This window comes from Staphylococcus lugdunensis, assembly GCF_002901705.1.
Classification (GTDB): Bacteria; Bacillota; Bacilli; order Staphylococcales; family Staphylococcaceae; genus Staphylococcus; species Staphylococcus lugdunensis.
This window is the reverse complement of record NZ_PPPV01000012.1, coordinates 895,031-916,431: the sequence shown is the minus strand read 5'-3', so window position 1 is coordinate 916,431 and position 21,401 is coordinate 895,031. Positions and strand designations below refer to the sequence as shown.

Here is a 21,401-nt window from a genome sequence, read left to right as displayed (position 1 = left end):
TATATGAGCTAAATGATAACATGCACAATTTATCACAACGCATCATGCAACATTTGTTAAATGGTTATTCGGTGATTGTTATTGGTAGGACTGACAGAGTTAACAAGTGCGGTAATCAATCCAGTTTTTTAACAAAATCACAGCTTGCTAAACTAAAAAATTTAAAAAGAAAAAGCGACAAAGTGAATTATATTTATAGTCATGCACTTGTGAATTTGTTTTATCAATATCTATTGACGTGTGAGTTAACTGACTTGGTCTATCAATACACAAGCTACAAAAAGCCTTATATAGAAAATGCTTATAATATTCGCTTTAATATTTCGCATACTGAAGGTTGCTGTGTGGCTGCGTTTTCAATGGTTGATATTGGTGTAGATGTTGAAAATATAACAAGACAAATTGACTTCAAAGATATTATTGACTGTTATTTTAATGTGCACGAAGCGTTATATATTAGCGATAATCCGTATCATTTCTTTCAGTGTTGGGTTGCCAAGGAAGCATATTTAAAATGTATTGGTACAGGTTTGATGGAAGGATTGGATTATGTAGAAGTTCAAAAACGTTCAGGCAATCATTTTATAATATACAACAATAAAGATACAACAAAATCCATTGTGAGAATGGAAGATATAGATTCAAAATTTATTTTAGGTATTTCAATGATGGAGGTTCCAAAATGAAAAGGACAAAGAGAGAACAACTAGAAATATTTTATGATGAACAAGTTTGGGATCATCAAACACTAGATGAATTTATCCAAGAAAAAGTAAGACAGTACCCAGAAAAGATTGCACTTATAGATCGTGAGTTTGAATTTACATATCAAGAAATGTATGACGAGATAAATCATTTTGCGTATAAATTTTATCAGGATGGCATTAAACCGGACGATAAAGTGTTAATCCAGTTACCAAACTGCTTCGAATTTATTTTCGTCTTATTCGCATTATTTAAAATAGGAGCGATACCTGTATTAGCTTTAGCGACACATCGAAAAGTTGAGATCAAAGGTGTTTTGGAAGCGTCTGGTGCGGTAGCATATATAGCTAAAGATAAGTATTTAGGCTTTTCATATTCACAGCTGATTAATGAAATAGAAGGTGAACTAGGTTGTCAGATTAATCAATATATTCTTGGAAATTCCAAGCAATATAAAAATTTTTATTCCGCAAATCGTAATGATTATGACTATCGCTATTCAGAGGAATTAATCAAGCCATCTTATAATAATACTGCATTATTGTTACTTTCAGGCGGTACGACAGGTATACCTAAACTTATACCTCGTAGACATTGTGACTATATTTATGTTGCCAAACAATGTGCACAAAGATGTGGCTTAGATGAACATTCGACTTACTTAGTTGCTTTGCCTATCGCACATAATTTTCCTTTAGGTTGTCCAGGAATCATTGGAACATTAGCGGTCGGTGGCACAATAGTGATTTGTAGTGTTACGAGCCCTGATGAAATTTTCCCGTTGATAGATGAACAAGATATTACTCATTTAGCGCTTGTACCATCATTGGCGAAAATGTGTCTAGATTATCAAAAAGACAACGATGAAGATGATATCAGTTCTCTCAAATTAATTCAGGTGGGAGGTGCATTATTAGATTCATTTACTGCGCAAAAAATTGAAGAACAATTTGAGTGTAAATTACAACAAGTATACGGTATTGCAGAAGGATTAATTTGTATGACTGATAAGCAAGATGGCAATGAAGTCACTTATCACACACAAGGGACACCTATTTCTGAATATGACGAAATTAAAATATTAGATGATAGTGGAAAAGAAGTGCAGCAAGGTGAATATGGCGAGCTTTACGTCAGAGGCCCCTATACAATATATAACTATGAACATGCGCCACACATAAAATGTGTAGATGATGACATGTATTTTATGACAGGAGATAAAGTGAAGCAACAACCTGATGGAAACTTTAGAGTTGTTGGGCGTATCAAAGAGATGATTAATAAATCAGGTGAGAAAATTTTACCTAATGAATTAGAAGATGTCATTTTAGGCCATCCTAATGTTGACGAAGTCAAAGTAATAGGAGTACCAGATGAGGTTGTAGGTGAGAAAATTTGTGTCTGCATTAAAGAGAATACAAATATCAATCTTAATGAACTGAGAAATTATCTACAACAACAAGGTATAGCAAATTTTAAATTGCCCGATTTAATAAAAAAAGTACCCGTATGGCCTTTAACTACATTTGGGAAAATTGATGTTAATAGATTAAAAGAATGAGTTAAATAAGACATGGAGGTTTGTAGTAATGGAAGTGCTTTTTTCGAAAGATAAAATAAAACAGCTTATTAAGTCTTGGTTAACTGAAAAAACAAATCTTACACACATTGATGCGCACGAAAATCTTATTAATTTAGGCGTTCATTCAATAGATATCATGGCATTAGTCAGTAAATTGCGACGAGAAGGTTTAAGGATAAAATTTTCTCAATTAATAGAAAAACCTACATTTAGCCAGTGGATGTTACTTGTTGACAACAGTAAATTTAAAAAGAAAAAAAGTACTGTTCATCATTCAATAGAAGCGGTTGATAACTATCAGCCATTTCCTTTAACAGATGTACAAAGTGCGTATTTAATTGGTAGAGAACAGGATCAAGTGTTGGGTGGCGTTGGCTGTCATGCATATTTTGAAATTATAGGGCATCAAGTGGATATAGAAAAATTAAATCAAGCATGGAATGAGCTACAACGTATTCACCCTATGTTACGCTGCCGATTTATTGATAACCATCAACAACAATTTCTGAAAGAACCAATCAAAAAACGCATCGATATAATCGAATTAGATAACTTAGATGAAACGCAACTATCAGTGGAATTAGCAAAATATAGAACAGAACTATCCCACAAAAAATTAGATGTTTATCGTGGAGAAGTGGCAAGCTTAACTGCTTTTATATTGCCACAGCAAAAGGTGCAAATAAGTTTAAATATCGATTTATTGGTAGCAGATGTTTTAAGTATCAGTATGATCATAAAACAATTAGCGCATTTATATCATGGTCATACTGTAAGTGAAGAACAAATCACGTTTAAGACATATTTGGAACAAAAGCAGATAGATGATGAACAAGTAGAACAAGATAAAACATTTTGGTCACACAAAATAGATGAATTGCAGTTGAATCCTATTCAATTACCCATTTTAAAAAAGCCAGAATTGGTAGAACAGGTAAAAGTATCAAGACATAAAAGAATAATTGAAAATAAGGTATGGGAAAAAATTAAAGAGAACGCAAAGCGATTTGACACAACGCCATCTATTGTTTTACTTACATGCTATATGTTGACACTAGAGAAATGGAGCAATCAAGAAGGCTTTTATGTCAATATTCCGTTGTTTAATAGAGAAAGTGATACAAAAGATGTAACGCATATAGTAGCAGATTTTACAAATCTGTTATTAGTTGAACATATACCTCATAAAAATGAACGCTTTGCGAATACGTTACAAAGAGTAAAGCAAACGTTTATTGAGAATGTATCCCATTCTGATTATAGCGGTGTACAAGTACAACGTGATGTTTCAAAAAAATATGGAGAAAGTATAAATATCGCCCCAGTCGTATTCGCATGTAATATTGATTATGAACTTGAAAACGATGAGACAAGACAAACATTTGGAGAAATATCGTATATGGTTTCTCAAACACCAGGCGTGTGGTTAGATTTTCAATCTTATCTTGTTAAAGGCGACTTGCATTTATGCTGGGACAAGGTGGATGATTTGATAACAGATACAACGGTTGATGCGATGTTAGATGACTATCGTCGTTTGCTCGCATCATTAACAGATGTTGATAATTGGAATAAGACGAACGACATATTAAGCGAATATGTGGAAGACATACAGCTATCAGACTTGAAACAACCTAATGCAATGCTATATGAAGGTTTCGTGCGAAATTATCAGCAGACACCAGACAATATTGCATTAATAGATTCAGATGATGGTAAACGTATGACTTACGGTGAATTATTTGACAAAGCCATGTCCGTTAAACAGATGTTAGAAGATATTGGCGTTAAGCCCCATGATTATGTGGGGATTACATTACCTAGAGGAATCGACCAAGTGGTGTCAATTCTTGGTGTGTTATTTGCCGGCGCTGCTTATGTACCGATTGGTATTCAGCAACCTAGTGATCGGAGAGACAAGATTTATAAGCAGGTAGGGATAGATGTCATTATTAGCAATACCAAATATATTGAGTCATGTTCATTAAGAAGTAGTCATAAAAAAATGATTGATGTTAATTTAACTACAAAGCCAAAAGATTGCAAGATTAAGTCTGTTAGTGCGAATAGCTCTGCATATGTCATTATGACGTCGGGTTCAACAGGTGTACCTAAGGGTGTTGAAATTACCCATAATAATGCAATGAATACAATACTTGATATTAATTGTAAGTATTATATCACCAATGAAGATACATTATTGATGGTGTCATCAATAGACTTTGATTTATCTGTTTACGACATATTTGGGATATTAGATGCAGGTGGCACGCTAATCCTCACAACCGAAGAGAATTTTAAAGATGCTAATAAATGGCTAGAAATCATTCATAAATATAATGTGACAGTTTGGGATTCTGTGCCTATTCTGTTTGATATGCTTGTTACCATGGCAGAAGGTAAAAATGAACATCTTCCTTTAAGTAAAGTATTACTGTCAGGAGATTGGATAGATTTAAACTTGCCACAGCGGTTTTACGAACGTTCAATGTCAGATAGTTTAGTCGTTGCGATGGGTGGTGCAACGGAAGCATCCATTTGGTCTAACCATATCGATGTTCCACATCAACTTCCTATTGACTGGATTTCGATACCATATGGAACAGCACTCAAAGGGCAAATGTATAAAGTAGTAGATAAATTTGATAGAGTATGCCCTAATAATGTAGTTGGAGAATTACATATTGGTGGACTTGGCGTGGCTAAAGGTTATATTGGTGACCAACAGCTAACTGAAGAAAAATTCTACTATGATAACAATCATGTTAAGTGGTATCGAACAGGTGACCAAGGTCGTATTTGGAATGATGGCACGATTGAATTTTTAGGTAGAATTGATAATCAAGTAAAAATCAAAGGGCATAGAATTGAAATCGGTGAAATTGAAAAAGCAATCTCAAACGCTATAGACATTAGTAAAGTGAAGGTTATTAAAACTAATAATGCACTTTCAGCATTTATTATTCCTAAAAGTCACACAACCATCTTAAATGATGAAAATGGTATTAAAGATATACCTCAAACATTATCTAGAATGAATAACATGATCTATCACGTATTAATGAAAATGTTTGAGAATTTAAATGCATTAGATAGCTTAAATTATCGTTCGTTTGAGACTATTTTAACAACATTAAATGTTCATAAAAAGTACGAGTCTATAGTGAACAAATGGCTAAATAGACTTATAGCTAAAGGCTATATTAATGAACAAGATGGCAAATACAAGCGTACATCTAAAGTAGATAATGCTTATCAATACCCTGATGAAAACAAATCCATCATCAAATTTTTAAATAAATTAGAAAAATATTTACCTAAACTGATTACTGGAGAACTGAATCCTATTGAGCTGTTCTATCAGCAAGAACCAGAGTTAGCACCATCTAAACTTGCAGAACTAATGCCTTGGAATATGGCGATACAAGACTATTTGTTCAAAACTATCCAAGAATTAAACAATCAATCGATAAATGTCTTAGAGTTTGAGACAAGAAACAGCGCATTAAGCAGTGACCTTGTGCATCAAATCAATCATAAAGGCAAAGATTACCATTATTTAGATGAATCAAAATTATTAAATCGGGAGTATATTGATCATGACATTGGAATCGAAGTAAAAAACGACTTTGAGCAGCTAAAAGATCACCATTATGATGTGATTATTGCTGTTAACGCGCTTCATAGAAGTTTTAATATACAACAGCAGTTGATGAAACTTAAATCTAAGTTGAAACCAGATGGACATATAATTATTGTTGAACCTAATCTAAGTTTATTTATTGAACAAATTACGGTTGATATATTAAATGCTTATATTGGTGATTATAAGGGAAAATTAACTAGACGAGATTGGCAAAACATGTTTACTGAAAATAACTTTGATTGTCAGCGTATACAACAAGTTGGTAATGATAGGGTTTATGCTAATATTTATTGCATTTCTCCAACTGATATAACATCTGAATATATTACATCTCAACTGACGCATGTTATACCGAATTATATGATTCCAGCGCATATTTATTTCTTAAATGTATTTCCATTAAATAAAAATGGTAAAATTAATCAGAAAAAATTAAGTCAGTTAGCTCGTAAACAAAGAAACAGTGATTCCAGCGTTAAAGCTGACAACTTAACTCATATGGAACAAAAGATACTAAATATATGGCGTGCAGAGTTTAACGATAACACTATTAACAGCGATTCAAATTTTTATAACATTGGTGGCGATTCACTAATTGCTACACATATATCTAAAGAAATAGAAACCGCATTTCATATAAATTTTACTATTAAAGATGCCATGGAAAACACAACAATCAAAGCGCAGGCTGCACAAGTTGAGAAGAATAAGAACCAAGCGCATACAGATGAAACCATCGAATTTCAAACTAATCCAGCAAAAGAAAATGAACCGTTTTCCTTAACTGATGTTCAATATTCTTACTTCATAGGCAGGAAAAAAGAATTAAGCCACCATAATGTATCGACGCATTGCTATTTCGAAATTAATGCTACGAATATTGAATTAGAACGACTAGAAAGAGCATGGAACAAGCTAATCCATAGCCACGGCATGATGCGAGCAATAATTACTGATGATGGCTTACAGCAAATATTAAGCGAAGTGCCATATTATAAATTTAAAACGAACCATCTTGAAAATAAAAATTCACAACAGCAACAAAGTTCGTTGTTGGAAATTAGAAATAGATTGTCTCATCAAGTATTAGATATCAATCAATGGCCCATTTTTAATATTGAAGTATCTATTTTATCTGACAGAGAAGTTAGACTGCATATTAGTTTCGACAATTTGATCTTTGATGGTTGGAGTATGTTTACATTGCTAAGTCAATGGAATCAGCTGTATCTTAACAAAGATATAAGCCAACAACTTACAGCGTTAAACTTTAGAGATTATGTATGCTACCTAAATCAACTTAAACAAACAGAGCAATACACCAAAGATAGAGACTATTGGTTAAAACGAGTCGGACACTTTTTAACAGCACCAGAAATACCAACAATGGCTGTATCAAATGATGATGCAAATCAGTTTACAAGAAGAACATATCATGTTGATAAACAAAGTTGGCAAAAGTTAAAAGAAATAGCTAAAGGCATAGAGTTGACGCCAACCTCACTCTTGATCGGTATATATGCTGAAGCGATTAGGAAAGTCAGTCATAACGATAATTTTTCACTTAATATTACGCAATTTAATAGGTTGCCAGTACATCCTAATATTGAACATGTCATAGGTGATTTCACTACATTAACTTTATTAGAAATTAAACATTATGGCAGCACAACATTGTTAGATCGCTTTAAATATGTTCAGAAACAGCTCGTCAAAGATTTAGAACATCATCTGTATTCCGGTGTTGAATTTCAACGAGATTTAAGAAAATATTGTGAAATTAATGACTATATACTCATGCCGTTTGTATTTACAAGTGGTCTAGGTATACATGCACTTAATAGCCAAAACTTACTAGGAGAAATTGTTTACAATATTAGTCAAACGCCTCAGGTTTGGTTAGACAATCAAGTGATTGAACGAGATGGTGGTTTAGACATTTATTGGGATAGTGTAGATCACCGCATAGGTACAGACAACCTTGATAAAATGTTTGATTATTTTATTAAGATGATACTTGAGATTGCGCATAATAAAAATGTTCTAAATCATGAATTAAACGTAAGTGATAGATATGAAGATACTTATTTTACAAAAATAGATTCCGTTTTAGAAAATGATAATCAACTCGAAGTAAGTAGTTTCATAGACGATGTTAAAGATATTTTAACGGATATTGTTAAACAAGAGGTTTCTAACAGTAATAGCAGATTTTTTGAAATTGGTGGTGATTCTCTTAAAGCGATAGAACTTACCAATAAAATTAGAAACCAATTTAACGTTGAACTCGAACTATCCTTTATATTTACAAATCCTACTGTCGCTGATATTGCAGCTAAAATAGAAGGCTCACAACATATTAATCGTGATGAAGGGGTGTTGTAAATATGAAAAATTGTATTATATGTGGCAGTAGATTTGGTCAATTTTATATAGAGGCGATACGTAAACATGATGATATAAATATTTGTGGGTTGTTAGCAAATGGTAGTCAACGCTCTGTCGACTGTGCTGAATTTTATCAGTTAAATTTATATACGCATATCGATGAGATTCCGAGTCATATTGATTTTGCATGTGTAGCAATTAAATCAGAAGTTCAAGGTGGTCAAGGCAATATTATTTCCAAAAAGCTATTACAAAAAGGGATAGATGTCATATTTGAACAACCTATTTCTGAGAGGGAATATGCGGAGTTATATGGGGTCGCTCGAAAAAATCAACGTTATTTTGCAATTTGCAATTTATATAGTAGATTGCCATCAGTACAAAATTTTATCGAAAATTATCAAATCATAAAAAAGGAACAAGATGTTAAATATATCAATTTCGAATTTGCAACACAGTTATCTTATCCAGTGGCAGAAATACTATGTAAATTATTACCAGCGTTTGTAAATGAACCCCTCCCTGAAAAATTAAATAATGATGGACCGTATCATTTACTTTCGACTAATTTAAATGGTATTCAATTAAATTTAAGTGCGTACAATGAAGTTCGTGATGATATTGACCAATTTATGCGACAGTTATTCAATATAAAAATAGGATTTCAAGGTGGCGAACTAGCATTAACCGATCCGCACGGTAATGTGCAGTGGAGAGAATATATTCATTTTCCAAAAGAACACTTGTTGCCTTATAAATTAAAAAATCATCCACCACTTGGCATGCAAAAAAATAACATAGAAACGATATATTCAAGCTATGAACAAACACAGCAATTAATATTTACAGAACTTTGGACTCGGATGATTTTTGAAGAAATAAATTTATATTTAAACCAAGAATATTACAGTAAAAAATGCTTTAATTCCAAGGCACAGAGCCACATCAATCATGCCATGGCTTGGAAAAAACTTATGCAAGCATTTGGTTATCCACAAAAGACAGAAAATGATTTTTATGCGTACTTTGATGTCAGTCAGTTCAAATATGACATTGCGTCTGATGATGATATAAGTGGTCAACTGCTTAGATTAGAACGTGTATGTGCGCTCACCATGCTTTATGTATTAGGTAAGTATTTAGATAAGAAACAGTCTTATATGTTAGATGACATATTTGAAAGATTAGAAGTACATCCTAACAATAAAGACATTATGAGCAGATGGTTGAATTATTTAGTAGATCATTTTTATGTAATTAAAACTATGGATAATGCATATATTTTTGATTATCAAACGCTTACTAAAGATAACGTGCAACATGAATGGAATCATCTTGAGCAGCAATGGATAACATCTATTATGCCAAAGAAAATCTTCCAATATTTTAAAGCACACTTTGAGCATATTGAAGCTATCGTTAGAGGAGATAAACCAGTTAATTTAATTTTATTTGAACATGGAGATATTGACATTGCCAATGCGTTGTATCGCCATACAGCGATTGCACGCTATATTAACACACAAATTGCTTTATACGTTCAAACATGCGCAGAACATAGAAGGCTCAATATATTAGAATTAGGCGCTGGTACAGGTGCAACTACGACATGCATTTTGAAACAAATCGGGCAGATATTTACGGGGTCGTATCTCTTTACGGATATTTCGCAGTATTTTATCTCGTTGGCAAAAAAACAATTTGTTGATAAAACCTTTATGCGATATCAACTTCTAAATATAGATAACCTTCATCATAGCAAATTAAATGCTTATCAGCCTATAGACATTGTGATCGCAGTGGGTGTTATTAATAACGCGAAGAACTTGAACAGATTACTTAAGTCTGTGCATCAGATTTTAACTAAAGGAGGCAAACTTATCATCGGTGAAGCTTATGGTGAATCGGCACCTATGTTAATTTCTCAAGCATTTATGATGACCGAGCCAACTGATATTAGAAAAAGTAAAAATACAACCTTTCTCACGCTAGATGAATGGTATGAACTATTTAATCAGACGGGATTTAAACTATTAGATAAAAAACCACAACAAAGCGATGAATTAGCATCATTTAAGCAAGCATTATTTATTTTAGAAAAGAGGTAATTATGTATAAAATTGGCCACTTACAATATAAAGTGAAAAATCTTGCACAAGCGATGGAAGCGTTCAAACAGCTAGGGTTTGAAATTGAAAGAGGCGGTGAAAAATCTAAAAATGCATTTATTTGGTTCAATGAGGGTCCCTATATTGAACTTATAGAAATGAATCGCACATTAATGCCATTTGCTTATATTTTTAGATGGATTTATGGCCGTGCAATGAAAGCGCGATGGAAAAAATGGTGTTGTAGTCAGCAAGGATTTATAGATTTTGCCATTGAAGCTCAAAAAGCTAGCTTAAGGTCTATTGCGCACTTTTCAAAAAACAAAACAATATTAAATCAATTTGAAATCAAAGGGAGAAAGGTGATTACGTGGTATAGAAAAAATTTAAAAAACGAAAAGATAGCATTTAGTTATTATCCAATTCTACCTGTAACATTACCGTTTGTGGTTTCAGATTATAGTACGCCACAGAGGCCTTCAAGTACAATTCATTCGAATCAATTCACAGAAATTGATAAGGTTATCTTCGTGTGTCAACCACAAGATTATCAATTGATGTGCCAATTGGTTTGTCATGATGACAAACTTCAATTAAAACAAGGAAATATTACAGAAATTGATAAAGTTATTTTGAAAAATAATCAAAATGAAACGTATCAATTATCTAATAAAATTACCTTAGAAAGGATGTGATAAAGGTGAATTTAGAGCAGCAACTCATTGAGTTATATAAGCAAGGTATAACGCTGTGGACGAAAGACGGTCAATTACATTATAAAAGTAAAAATGCAAAAATAAATGAAAAAATATTAGCATTTTTGAAGCAAAACAAACAGGATATTTTAAAGCTTTTATTAAAACATAGTGACGTTAATTATTATCAAAGTGCAACACGCTTTCCCTTAAAAGACATTCAAAGTGCCTATCTAATAGGGCAACAAAGCAAATTTGGAGATGTATCAAGTCATGTCTATTTTGAAGTCAAATTTCCTAAATTAGACATAGAGCGAGCTAATCAATTATGGAATAAACTCATAAAGAAACATCAAGCTTTGAGGACGATTATTGACTCATGGGAGACACAAACGATATTGTCAGGTGACTTAGATTATAAATTATTAGTAAATAATGAAAATGGTGACAGTCATTTAATACGCGAACAACTTCAAGATAAACAATATGATCCAGCAACATGGCCATTATTTGATATAGGTATTACGCAACGACATGAGCAATCCATACTGCACCTATCGTTTGATTTTTTAATTTTAGATTGGACAAGTATTTGGATATTACTTAAAGCGTTTGAAAGTGCCTATTTTAATGAAAATGACGTTATTGATACATCTCAAGACTACGAGCTAAAAGATATATATATGCAAAGCGAATTAACTAAGGCAAGCTCCAAATATTTGGTTGATCAGCAATATTGGTTAAATAAGTTGCCACATTTAGGACAATATCCACAATTACCAATTACTATTGATAATGCCAAAGATTTATTTGTAAGAAATTCATTTGTAGTCAATCGTCAGTCATGGTTAAATTTAAAAACATTTGCACAACAGCATGGATTAACGCCAAATACACTTGTACTAACCGCATTTGCTTGTGTTGTCAATAAGTGGATCGATCAACAGACATTTGTAGTCAATTTAACGACGATGAACCGTAATGAAACATATAAAGATATTGATCATATTGTCGGTGATTTCACCTCTACGAACTTATTATCAATCAATGTTGATGAAAATAGTTCGTTTTTGGAAAACGCTTCAAAGATTCAAGCTACACTATTAGAGGACTTACAGCATAACACTTTTACCGGTGTTGATTTAATTAGAGAGATTAGAAAAACAAATTCAAATCGTCTGTATCCTATTGTTTTTACAAGTTCATTAGGGACTGGAGATATGCACTTTGAGCATTTGAAAATCGGGGATGAAGGCTTAAGTCAATCGCCACAAGTGTTTATGGATTGTCAAATCATGGAAATTAACGGTAAGTTAAACGTTAATATTGATACGAGACAAGGTATTTTTAAAGAAGCATTTATCAATAGGTTTATTATGGATTTAGAACACATGCTCATGAATTATACAACTAGTGAAAGTTTAACTAAGGCACTTAGCTTTTGGTATGACACTGAAAGAAAAACAAGTGCGTATCAGCAAATCATGTCACAACAGCAAGACGTCAAACAAATAGATAATAAAACATCTGATGTTCAAGCAGATTTAGTACCCGAATCTTTAAAGCAAGAAATCATCGACCATTGTCAGTCGATATTACAAGTCAATTCACTATCTTATGATGACAATTTTTATAACTTTGGTGCGGATTCACTAGTATTAGCACGACTTTCTACTCAAGTGGTTGAATCGTGTAAATCACATGATTATGAAATCATCAATTTTGATGGTTTATTACGAAAATTATTAGCCGAACCCACGATTAATATGCTATTCAATGCAATTAATACCAAAATTGCTGAAGTAGAAAATGTGAAGGAGTCGGAAAGTAATCAATCAATCGGGAAGTTGACATTCTTTAAAAAGGAAGGTACGACACTAAAAATACTATTTCATGCTGGTTTAGGAACGATGAATTGTTTGCGTTATTTAATCGATGATTTAAAAGCTATTGATCGCGATGCATTGGCAGGAATTACCATTAACAATCAAGAGCAATATTGTCATATCAATCGTCAAAATCTTGTTAAAAAAATTAGTGAATCCTATGCTGAAATGATTAGTGAAACGGATTATGAATCGATTCATCTTGTAGGATATTGTTCGGGCGGATTGGTAGCGTTAGAAACTGCTAATATTTTAACACTACAAGGCATTGATGTAGAACATGTGACGTTAATTGATACATCGATATCACCTATATCTCAAATAGATGACATCGTGTCAGAAATGGCATATATACAAAATCATTTTATAACAATCTCTGATGTCATTCCTGATATTGAATACAATAAATTAACTCAGAGTATTAAAGAAATGTATAGCAACATAGAACAAGACAAACAATATCATTTATTAGATTTCCTGGAAAATAAATACGGGGAATCAGATCAATTAGTTACACAATTGAAACATTTTTTTGAACGCAAAACATTTGATGAACGATTTAAGATTTATGCGAATGTAATAGAGGAAACAAATGGAGAAACTATTAATGAAGCATTTTTAATGTCTTCTTATCAAGTTCAAATGGCAAGTTGGGAATCCGCACATATGGTGCCCACGACTTACATTGGGGATGTTACGTATTTAAATGCGCAACAAAAAGAAAATAGTTCTTTATTGCCAGCACAAGATAATGATCAATGGGAACAATATTGCATAGGTAATTTTGAACAAAAAAATATTCCAGGTAATCATTACGATTGCGTAGAAGATAAAGATAATGCCACAGCAATAGCAAATTTAATAGCTCATTAGTAAAGGAGTCATTTTTATGAAACAGTTAAACGTTAAAGATTTAATTACAGTAGGTATTTTTACAGCCATTTATTTGGTCGTCTTTTTTGTTACTTTTATGCTAGGTTATATACCGTTTTTAATTCCATTTTTAGGATTAATTTGTCCAATCGTTTGTGGTATACCGTTTATTTTATATGTGATGAAAATTGAAAAGTTTGGGATGTTAACACTAACTGGATTTATATTAGGGCTAGCTTTTACCATCATGGGAAGTGGACTAATTATGATTCCAGCTGGATTGATTTGTGGATTGCTTGGTGATTTGATTATGAAACAAGGTGATTACAAAGCTTGGAATAATATTGCATGGGGTTATGCGGTCTTTTCATTGTGGATGATGGGCTTTGTGTTGCGTATGTTTTTAGCTAGAGAGGCGTATTTTAAAGAGTTAGAACAATCTTATGGGCATGAATATGTGCAAACATTAGCATCTATAACGCCATTATGGACGTTACCAATTATGTTTGTTTTAACAATCGTTGGTGGGCTCTTAGGTGCTTGGTTAGGTAAGAAAATGTTTAGTAAACATTTTAAAAAGGCGGGGCTTATGTGAGTAAAATAAGTTCTTTATTTAAAGATGATAGAACACGGTTAGCACAATTAGACCCTCGAACTAAGATTTTACTGACAATTACTGTGAGCACTATTCTTATTTCAAGTGGTAGTTCACAAAGTATCTTACGTATTACGATTACGTTATGTTCATTGAGCTTGTTACTTTCTATATATAAATACTTAGCTTTTTTAAAGTTTACAATGTTGTTCGTGATACTGATGCTTTTACAAGCTTATGTTGTGCCGTATACACATGGTATGCTGCAGTTTATCTTGTTGGCTTGCGTAGGCATATTTATGAATATGTTGCCTGGTTTCATTGTAGGTTATTTTACATTATATTCAACTAAAGTGAGCGAATTTATAGCCGCTATGGAAAAAATAAAAATGCCACGCAACGTTATTATTCCAATCACTGTTATTTTTCGCTTTTTTCCAACGATTTCAGAAGAGTATAGGAATATTAATCATGCCATGAAAATGCGCGGTATTACGTTAAAACGACATATTTTTAAAAATTTAGAGTATCGTCTCATTCCACTGATTATATCAGTCGTACAAATTGGCAATGATTTATCCTTTGCTGCAATGACACGTGGCATTGATGCACCACACGCAAGGACAAATATATGTACAGTCAAATTTAAGTGGTTAGATATGGTGTTCTTTATTGTTATGTTGGCATTGTGGGTGAATTATTATAAGGAGAAATTAAGTTGATGATTAAATTTGACAACGTATCTTTTACTTATGCTGAAGCAACACATCCAGCACTAAAGCAGTTATCTTTAGAAATCAAACAAGGTGAAGTTGCTATATTTTGTGGGAAGTCAGGCAGCGGTAAATCAACCATAGCAAAATTGATTAATGGCTTAATACCAAAGGTTCAAACGGGTGACATTGAAGGAGACATTTATCTTAATCAACAATCGATGGCTGAATTATCCATGTATGAAATTTCGACCATGGTAGGCAGCGTATTTCAAAATCCTAAAACACAATTCTATAACGTGGATACAACCAGTGAACTGGCTTTTAACCTGGAAAATCAAGGTGTTCCACCAGCTACAATCATGCAGAAAATTGAACAAACCATGAATTATTTTGAGTTAACACATTTATTACAGCAGAATATCTTTGAGTTGTCTGGAGGCGAAAAGCAGATGATTGCATGTGCTTCCGTGCTAATTAGTAAGCCAGAAATCGTCGTCTTGGATGAGCCTTCTTCCAATTTAGATATGTATAGTATTAAAAAGCTTCAGCAGATGATACGTTATTTGAAGCAACAAGGGACGACGGTAATCATTATAGATCATCGTCTCGATTATGCGCTTGATTTGGCTGACAATATCTATTATATCGATAGCGGACAATTGCAACAGTGTTTTACGGTGAATGATTTTCGTGCGCTCGAACAACAACAGTATGAAACAATGGGATTAAGATATCAAGCCTGCCCAATAAAAAACGATATGCCTCATAACGATAATCAACCGTCAATACACATTAAAGATTTCAGCTATGGTTACAACAAATGGAGACAAACTAAACAACTAAATATTGCAGATTTCAGCATACCTGAACATGAAATGATTGCCATAATTGGTGATAATGGTAGTGGAAAGTCCACCTTTGCACGTTGTTTTTGTGGTTTAGCAAAGGGATTCAAAGGAAGTGTCTCATGGCAACAATGTCATGCAAAAAGGAAACAATTATTAAAGCATAGCTATATGGTATTTCAAGATGTCAACACACAATTGTTTACAGAAAGTGTTGACCAAGAAATGAAACTACTCAATCAAGATATAGAAGAAACACATGTTAATGCTATTTTGAAACACATGAATTTGTTGGCTAAAAAAGAGGCGCATCCACGCTCATTGTCTGGTGGTGAAAAGCAACGTGTTGCAATAGCGACCGCGCTTATCAGCAATAAAGATTTTATTATTTTTGATGAGCCAACGTCAGGTTTAGATTTATATCACATGAAGCAAGTCGCACAGAATATTCAGACGGTCCATGCACAAGGTAAGCGCGTTTTTATTATCACGCATGATTATGCTTTAATTTTAGAATTATGCAGTTATGTCATGCATTTTGCAGCTGGACAAGTCATAGATCATTATCCATTAGATCATGCAGGTCATGATAAATTGGCATCATATTTCCAAGTATCATGAGGTAAAAGAAAGGAGTAACAAACATGACAAATCGCTCACATTGGTTCACATCTTTATTGAATTTCGGTAAAGATAGTAAAGGAAAAATTGTGTTATCGGTCTTGTTATCCATCTTGAGTGTGTTTTCAGGTTTAGTTCCATATTGGGCAGTCTATCGAATTATTCTGTATGTGATAGCTGGGCATAAAGAAACACACAACGTATTATTTTACATTGGCATAGCGCTTTTAGCCTATGTATTACAAGTTATCTTTTTCGGTTGTTCTACCATGCTGTCCCATGTAACAGCTTATGACATATTGTCAACAATTAGAAAACGATTGGCACAGAAACTTATGCGATTACCACTCGGTGTTGTGGAAGCGAAAAAAATCGGTGAACTTAAGAGCATTATGGTAGACAAAGTTGAAACAATCGAATTACCTCTAGCACATATTATTCCTGAAGTCATTGGCAACTTATTATTATCACTCGCGATTTTTGTTTGTATGATTGTCATTGATTGGCGGATGGCATGTGCAATGCTCATTACAATTCCGATATCATTTTTTGCATTTAAAAAGTTAATGTCTGGCTTTAATGATACGTATGCTGCACAAATGGCATCAAATAATTATATGAATAGTTCAATTGTAGAATATATCGAAGGTATTGAGGTAATTAAGACATTTAATCAATCGCAAAAGTCTTATCAAAAATATAAAGATGCCGTCAATGATTATAAGACACATACATTAAATTGGTTTAAACAAACATGGGGTTATATGAATTTAGGTGCCAGCATCTTACCATCAACCTTTTTAGGGGTCTTACCTATGGGGATGTATCTGGTGGCCATACATCAATTAGATCAAGCATCATTTTTCTTATGTTTAGTGTTATCTTTAGGTGTCGTTGCACCAATTAAGAACTTCACTAATTATGTGAATCAATTAAAGTCGATTCAATATGCAATTTCTGAAGTACAAACAATTTTAGATTTAGAAGAATTAAGTCAACCCGAACAATTTCAACAGCCTAAAAATACCAATATTACGTTTAATGATGTCGGTTTTTCTTATACAGGTGAAAGTGAAGACCTTGTTTTTAATCACTTAAACTTTACAATTCCTAGCCAGACCTTTACCGCTATAGTTGGTCCTTCTGGAACCGGGAAATCCACGATTGCTAAATTATTATTGAGATTTTGGGATGTAACCCGTGGTGACATTTTAATAGGAGATGCCAACATTAAAAATATCAGCCCTAAACAATTGAATGATTTAGTCGGTTTTGTTGGTCAAGATAACTTTTTATTAAACTTAACCTTTAAAGAAAATATTAAATTAGGACGTCCTGAAGCATCAGATCAAGATGTTATTGCTGCTGCTAAACAAGCACAATGTCATGATTTTATTCAACAGTTACCTCAAGGCTATGATACATATGTGGGTGCTGTTGGTGATAAATTATCAGGTGGAGAAAAACAACGTGTGACGATTGCACGTATGATTTTGAAAGATGCACCTATCATCGTTCTAGATGAAGCAACAGCTTATGTAGATCCAGACAATGAACAAAAGATTCAAAGTGCTTTAAATGCATTAACACACAATAAAACGTTAATTGTGATTGCACATCGTTTATCGACGATTAAACAAGCAGATCAAATCATAGTGTTAGATCAACATCGTATTGCTGAGCAAGGTACACATGAAGCGTTGCTTAAAAATCAAGGTACATATCACAAAATGTGGACGATTCATAGAGGTGTTAAAGACTGGGGCGTCACGTCGTAGTGATAGACGATAAGGAGGATTCCGATGTTTCAAATAACCAATAAAATTTTAAAATGGACTGCACCCTTCAAAGCTCGAATGATTTTAGGATTTGTCATGTCATTTCTGAATGCAATTTTTATTGCAATGCCTATCTTCTTAGCTGCCAATGTGTTTAATCGCATGTTAACACATCAAGATATTGAAAGTAATGAAATATTTTTGGTGCTTGGTGTCATGATTGTATTAGTGTTGGCACGTTTCATCACTGCGTATGCGAAAAATAGGTTACAAGAGAGTATTGCCTACGAAATGAGTGCTACAGAGAGATTAACCATTGGTGAAAAATTAAAAAATGTGCGTTTAGGATATTTTGAGCGTAATCATTCGAATGAGCTCTCAACAACCGTAACTTCAGATTTAACATTTTTAGAAAACTATGCCATGAAAATGGTTGATATAGTGGTGAATGGATATATCCTAATCACGGTACTTATTCTATCATTAGCCGTTGTTTCATGGCAGGTTGCGTTGGTTGCACTTTGCGGTGTCTTGCTATCATTACTGAGTATTTATGTCTTAGAAAAAATAAGTCATCGTAATGCACCGAAATATCACTATGCACAAAATCAGCTTGTTGAGAAGGTGTTAGAAGTTGTAAGAGGTATTCAAGTTATTAAAGCTTTTTCTAAAGAAGATACGAGTTTAAATAGCTTCAATCGTGCTGTTGACGATAGTAAGCGTACAAATTCTAAAATAGAACTGCAATATACACCGTTTAATTTACTTCACTTATTAAGTTTAAAAATTGTTTCAGTACTTATTGTGCTTGTCGCAACTTTATTATATTTTAACCATACAATTGAACTACCGATGCTCATTATGATGGCTATATTTTCATTTGTCATCTTTGATAGTGTAGAGCATATTAATAATGCAGCACATGTGTTAGAAATTATTGATGTGACACTGGATGATATCGCCGAGATAAAAACGGCTCCAGAGCTCAATGAAACTGCAACGAACCAAAATATTACCAACTATAATATAGCCTTTGATCATGTAAGCTTTGCCTATGAGCAACAATCCGTTATTAAAGATGTGACATTTAACATTGATGCACAAACGTCAACAGCGATTATTGGACCGTCTGGAAGTGGTAAGTCAACACTGTGTCATTTGCTGTTAAGATTTTACGATGTCGATGAAGGTAGTATACGTATTGGTGACGTAGATATTAGAGATATGACACTAAGCACATTGATGTCACATATTAGTGCAGTTTTTCAAAAAGTTTACTTGTTTAATGATACTATCGAAAACAATATTTTATTTGGGAAACCTCATGCGACACAAGAAGAAGTGGTTGAAGCAGCGAAACAGGCCTGTTGTCATGATTTTATCATGTCTTTACCTCAAGGCTATCAAACCGTTGTCAACGAAAAAGGAAATAATCTTTCAGGTGGAGAAAAACAACGCATCTCTATTGCCAGAGCCATTCTAAAAGATGCACCTATCATTATTCTTGATGAAGCAACAGCGAGCATTGATCCTGAAAATGAACATCTGATTCAACAAGCGATTGATGAACTGAGCAAAGGGAAAACGGTTATTACGATTGCACACAAATTAGGAACAATTAAAAATGCAGACCAAATCGTGGTGTTACAACAAGGAGAAATCTGTCAACTTGGTCAGCATGATACACTTGCAAATGAAGCAGGTATGTATCAAGACTTTTTAGCTATTAAAAGTGAATCGGAAGGTTGGAAATTATAAATGGTACAATGTATTGGTATTATCGGAGGCAATGGTGTAATAGGGTATAAGCTTGCGACATTATTAGCAAACCACCAGAATATCAACGTTATTATTACTTCTAGACAACTACAACCTCAACATGAGTTACCACCACATGTTACATTTACAACCGTTCATTTAGAGCGTGAGGATGAAATCATATCATTGATACGTCGATGTGATTTGATTATAAATTGCACTGGAAAGGCAATCAGACAATTATTACGATATTGTCTCACATATCACACGCACTATATTGATGCTTCTGGAGACATTCAGTGGGCAAACAATGAAGCGGAATTGCATAGCCAGCTAAGTAGAGCAAAGCTCAATGCCATTCAATTTGCAGGTGTTAACCCAGGATTAACGGAAGTCCTACTTGATTATACATATCGCCGTAATGAAGTAAAATCCTTAGAAATGTATTTTTCAGGCACAGGACATCTATCTAAATCCGCGGTCCTTGAAATGATGACAACATCTAATCCACCTTATGCATACAATCAAATGTATTTAGTACAAGGAGAGTTAACGCCTACAAATTATATGATGACAACACGTCAGCTTGAGTCAGACGCACCACCATATCATTGCATTCCTATTATTAATCAACACTTTATAAATTATATTAAGCAAACAACGATTAACGAAGCACATTTCTTTAATGCTTTTAAAGACGACAGTATTATCTATAAAATGGCACGAGCGAAATATCACTTTGATCAACATGATATCACTAGTGCCATCACTATATTACGCAATGAATTTGAAGCAGATGCCAATCGCCATGAGCCATTTACATGCATTAGTTTGCTGTTAAATGATAACAAGACAATTTCAATACGGTGGTCACAAGATTGGAATGATGTAACTGCTTTGACATTATATTGGACGGCGATATTGATATTACAAGGGAATGTTAAACAACATGGTTTAACAAACTTATATGAAGCTATAGACGCCGAGACGTTACTAAATATGCTTCAACAAGAAAGCCATTGCTACTTTCATAACTAATGGTTAAAAAATAACAAACTATTAACAACTTTTACTTTAAACCTATATTCGCTTGAAAATGTAAGCTAAAAACTATAGAATTAAACATGGATTGAAGATTTTGTCTTTTTTGTGAACTCAAATGACTTGATCAAGATTATAAAAAGACATTGATACGTATGTATAAA

Annotated in this window: 12 protein-coding genes; all 12 read left to right on the top strand. The window is 33.3% G+C overall.

The features are described from left to right. Positions 1 to 20 precede the first annotated feature (20 nt). Genes CD041_RS05020 through CD041_RS04965 form a run of 12 tightly spaced genes read left to right on the top strand, consistent with a single transcriptional unit; the run spans position 21 to position 21,234 of the window. Positions 21 to 686 carry a 4'-phosphopantetheinyl transferase family protein gene (locus CD041_RS05020; RefSeq protein WP_080606679.1) on the top strand — a complete coding sequence of 222 codons (666 nt, stop codon included), beginning with the start codon at positions 21 to 23 and terminating at the stop codon, positions 684 to 686. After that, the gene (locus CD041_RS05015) at positions 683 to 2,266 is read left to right on the top strand and encodes a (2,3-dihydroxybenzoyl)adenylate synthase (RefSeq protein WP_062078755.1); all 1,584 of its coding nucleotides are present in this window, start codon (positions 683 to 685) and stop codon (positions 2,264 to 2,266) included. The genes CD041_RS05020 and CD041_RS05015 overlap by 4 nt, the downstream gene beginning before the upstream one ends. Positions 2,267 to 2,294: 28 nt before the next feature. Continuing rightward, a complete protein-coding gene (locus tag CD041_RS05010) occupies positions 2,295 to 8,318 on the top strand; it encodes a non-ribosomal peptide synthetase (RefSeq protein WP_080606614.1) in 6,024 nt (2,007 codons plus the stop codon). A gap of 2 nt (positions 8,319 to 8,320) precedes the next feature. After that, positions 8,321 to 10,429: a bifunctional Gfo/Idh/MocA family oxidoreductase/class I SAM-dependent methyltransferase gene (locus tag CD041_RS05005; RefSeq protein ID WP_070647913.1), complete on the top strand. Its 2,109-nt coding sequence runs from the start codon at positions 8,321 to 8,323 to the stop codon at positions 10,427 to 10,429. A 2-nt stretch (positions 10,430 to 10,431) separates the two neighbouring features. Continuing rightward, complete coding sequence (locus tag CD041_RS05000; RefSeq protein ID WP_002491932.1) at positions 10,432 to 11,124, top strand: VOC family protein; 693 nt, start codon at positions 10,432 to 10,434, stop codon at positions 11,122 to 11,124. A gap of 5 nt (positions 11,125 to 11,129) precedes the next feature. Next, a complete protein-coding gene (locus CD041_RS04995) occupies positions 11,130 to 13,883 on the top strand; it encodes a condensation domain-containing protein (RefSeq protein WP_070647914.1) in 2,754 nt (917 codons plus the stop codon). 16 nt (positions 13,884 to 13,899) lie between these two features. Beyond that, complete coding sequence (locus CD041_RS04990) at positions 13,900 to 14,478, top strand: MptD family putative ECF transporter S component (RefSeq protein WP_002491936.1); 579 nt, start codon at positions 13,900 to 13,902, stop codon at positions 14,476 to 14,478. Next, complete coding sequence (locus CD041_RS04985; protein ID WP_080606613.1) at positions 14,475 to 15,200, top strand: energy-coupling factor transporter transmembrane component T; 726 nt, start codon at positions 14,475 to 14,477, stop codon at positions 15,198 to 15,200. The genes CD041_RS04990 and CD041_RS04985 overlap by 4 nt, the downstream gene beginning before the upstream one ends. Further along, positions 15,200 to 16,660 (top strand): ABC transporter ATP-binding protein, encoded by a 1,461-nt coding sequence (locus tag CD041_RS04980; protein WP_080606612.1) that lies wholly within the window; start codon positions 15,200 to 15,202, stop codon positions 16,658 to 16,660. The genes CD041_RS04985 and CD041_RS04980 overlap by 1 nt, the downstream gene beginning before the upstream one ends. Before the next feature lie 23 nt (positions 16,661 to 16,683). Further along, the gene (locus CD041_RS04975) at positions 16,684 to 18,438 is read left to right on the top strand and encodes an ABC transporter ATP-binding protein (protein ID WP_080606611.1); all 1,755 of its coding nucleotides are present in this window, start codon (positions 16,684 to 16,686) and stop codon (positions 18,436 to 18,438) included. A gap of 24 nt (positions 18,439 to 18,462) precedes the next feature. Beyond that, positions 18,463 to 20,196 carry an ABC transporter ATP-binding protein gene (locus tag CD041_RS04970; RefSeq protein ID WP_070647917.1) on the top strand — a complete coding sequence of 578 codons (1,734 nt, stop codon included), beginning with the start codon at positions 18,463 to 18,465 and terminating at the stop codon, positions 20,194 to 20,196. Next, positions 20,197 to 21,234, top strand: coding sequence for a saccharopine dehydrogenase NADP-binding domain-containing protein (locus CD041_RS04965; protein WP_037544630.1), 1,038 nt, complete (start codon positions 20,197 to 20,199; stop codon positions 21,232 to 21,234). The last annotated feature ends 167 nt before the right edge of the window (positions 21,235 to 21,401 follow it).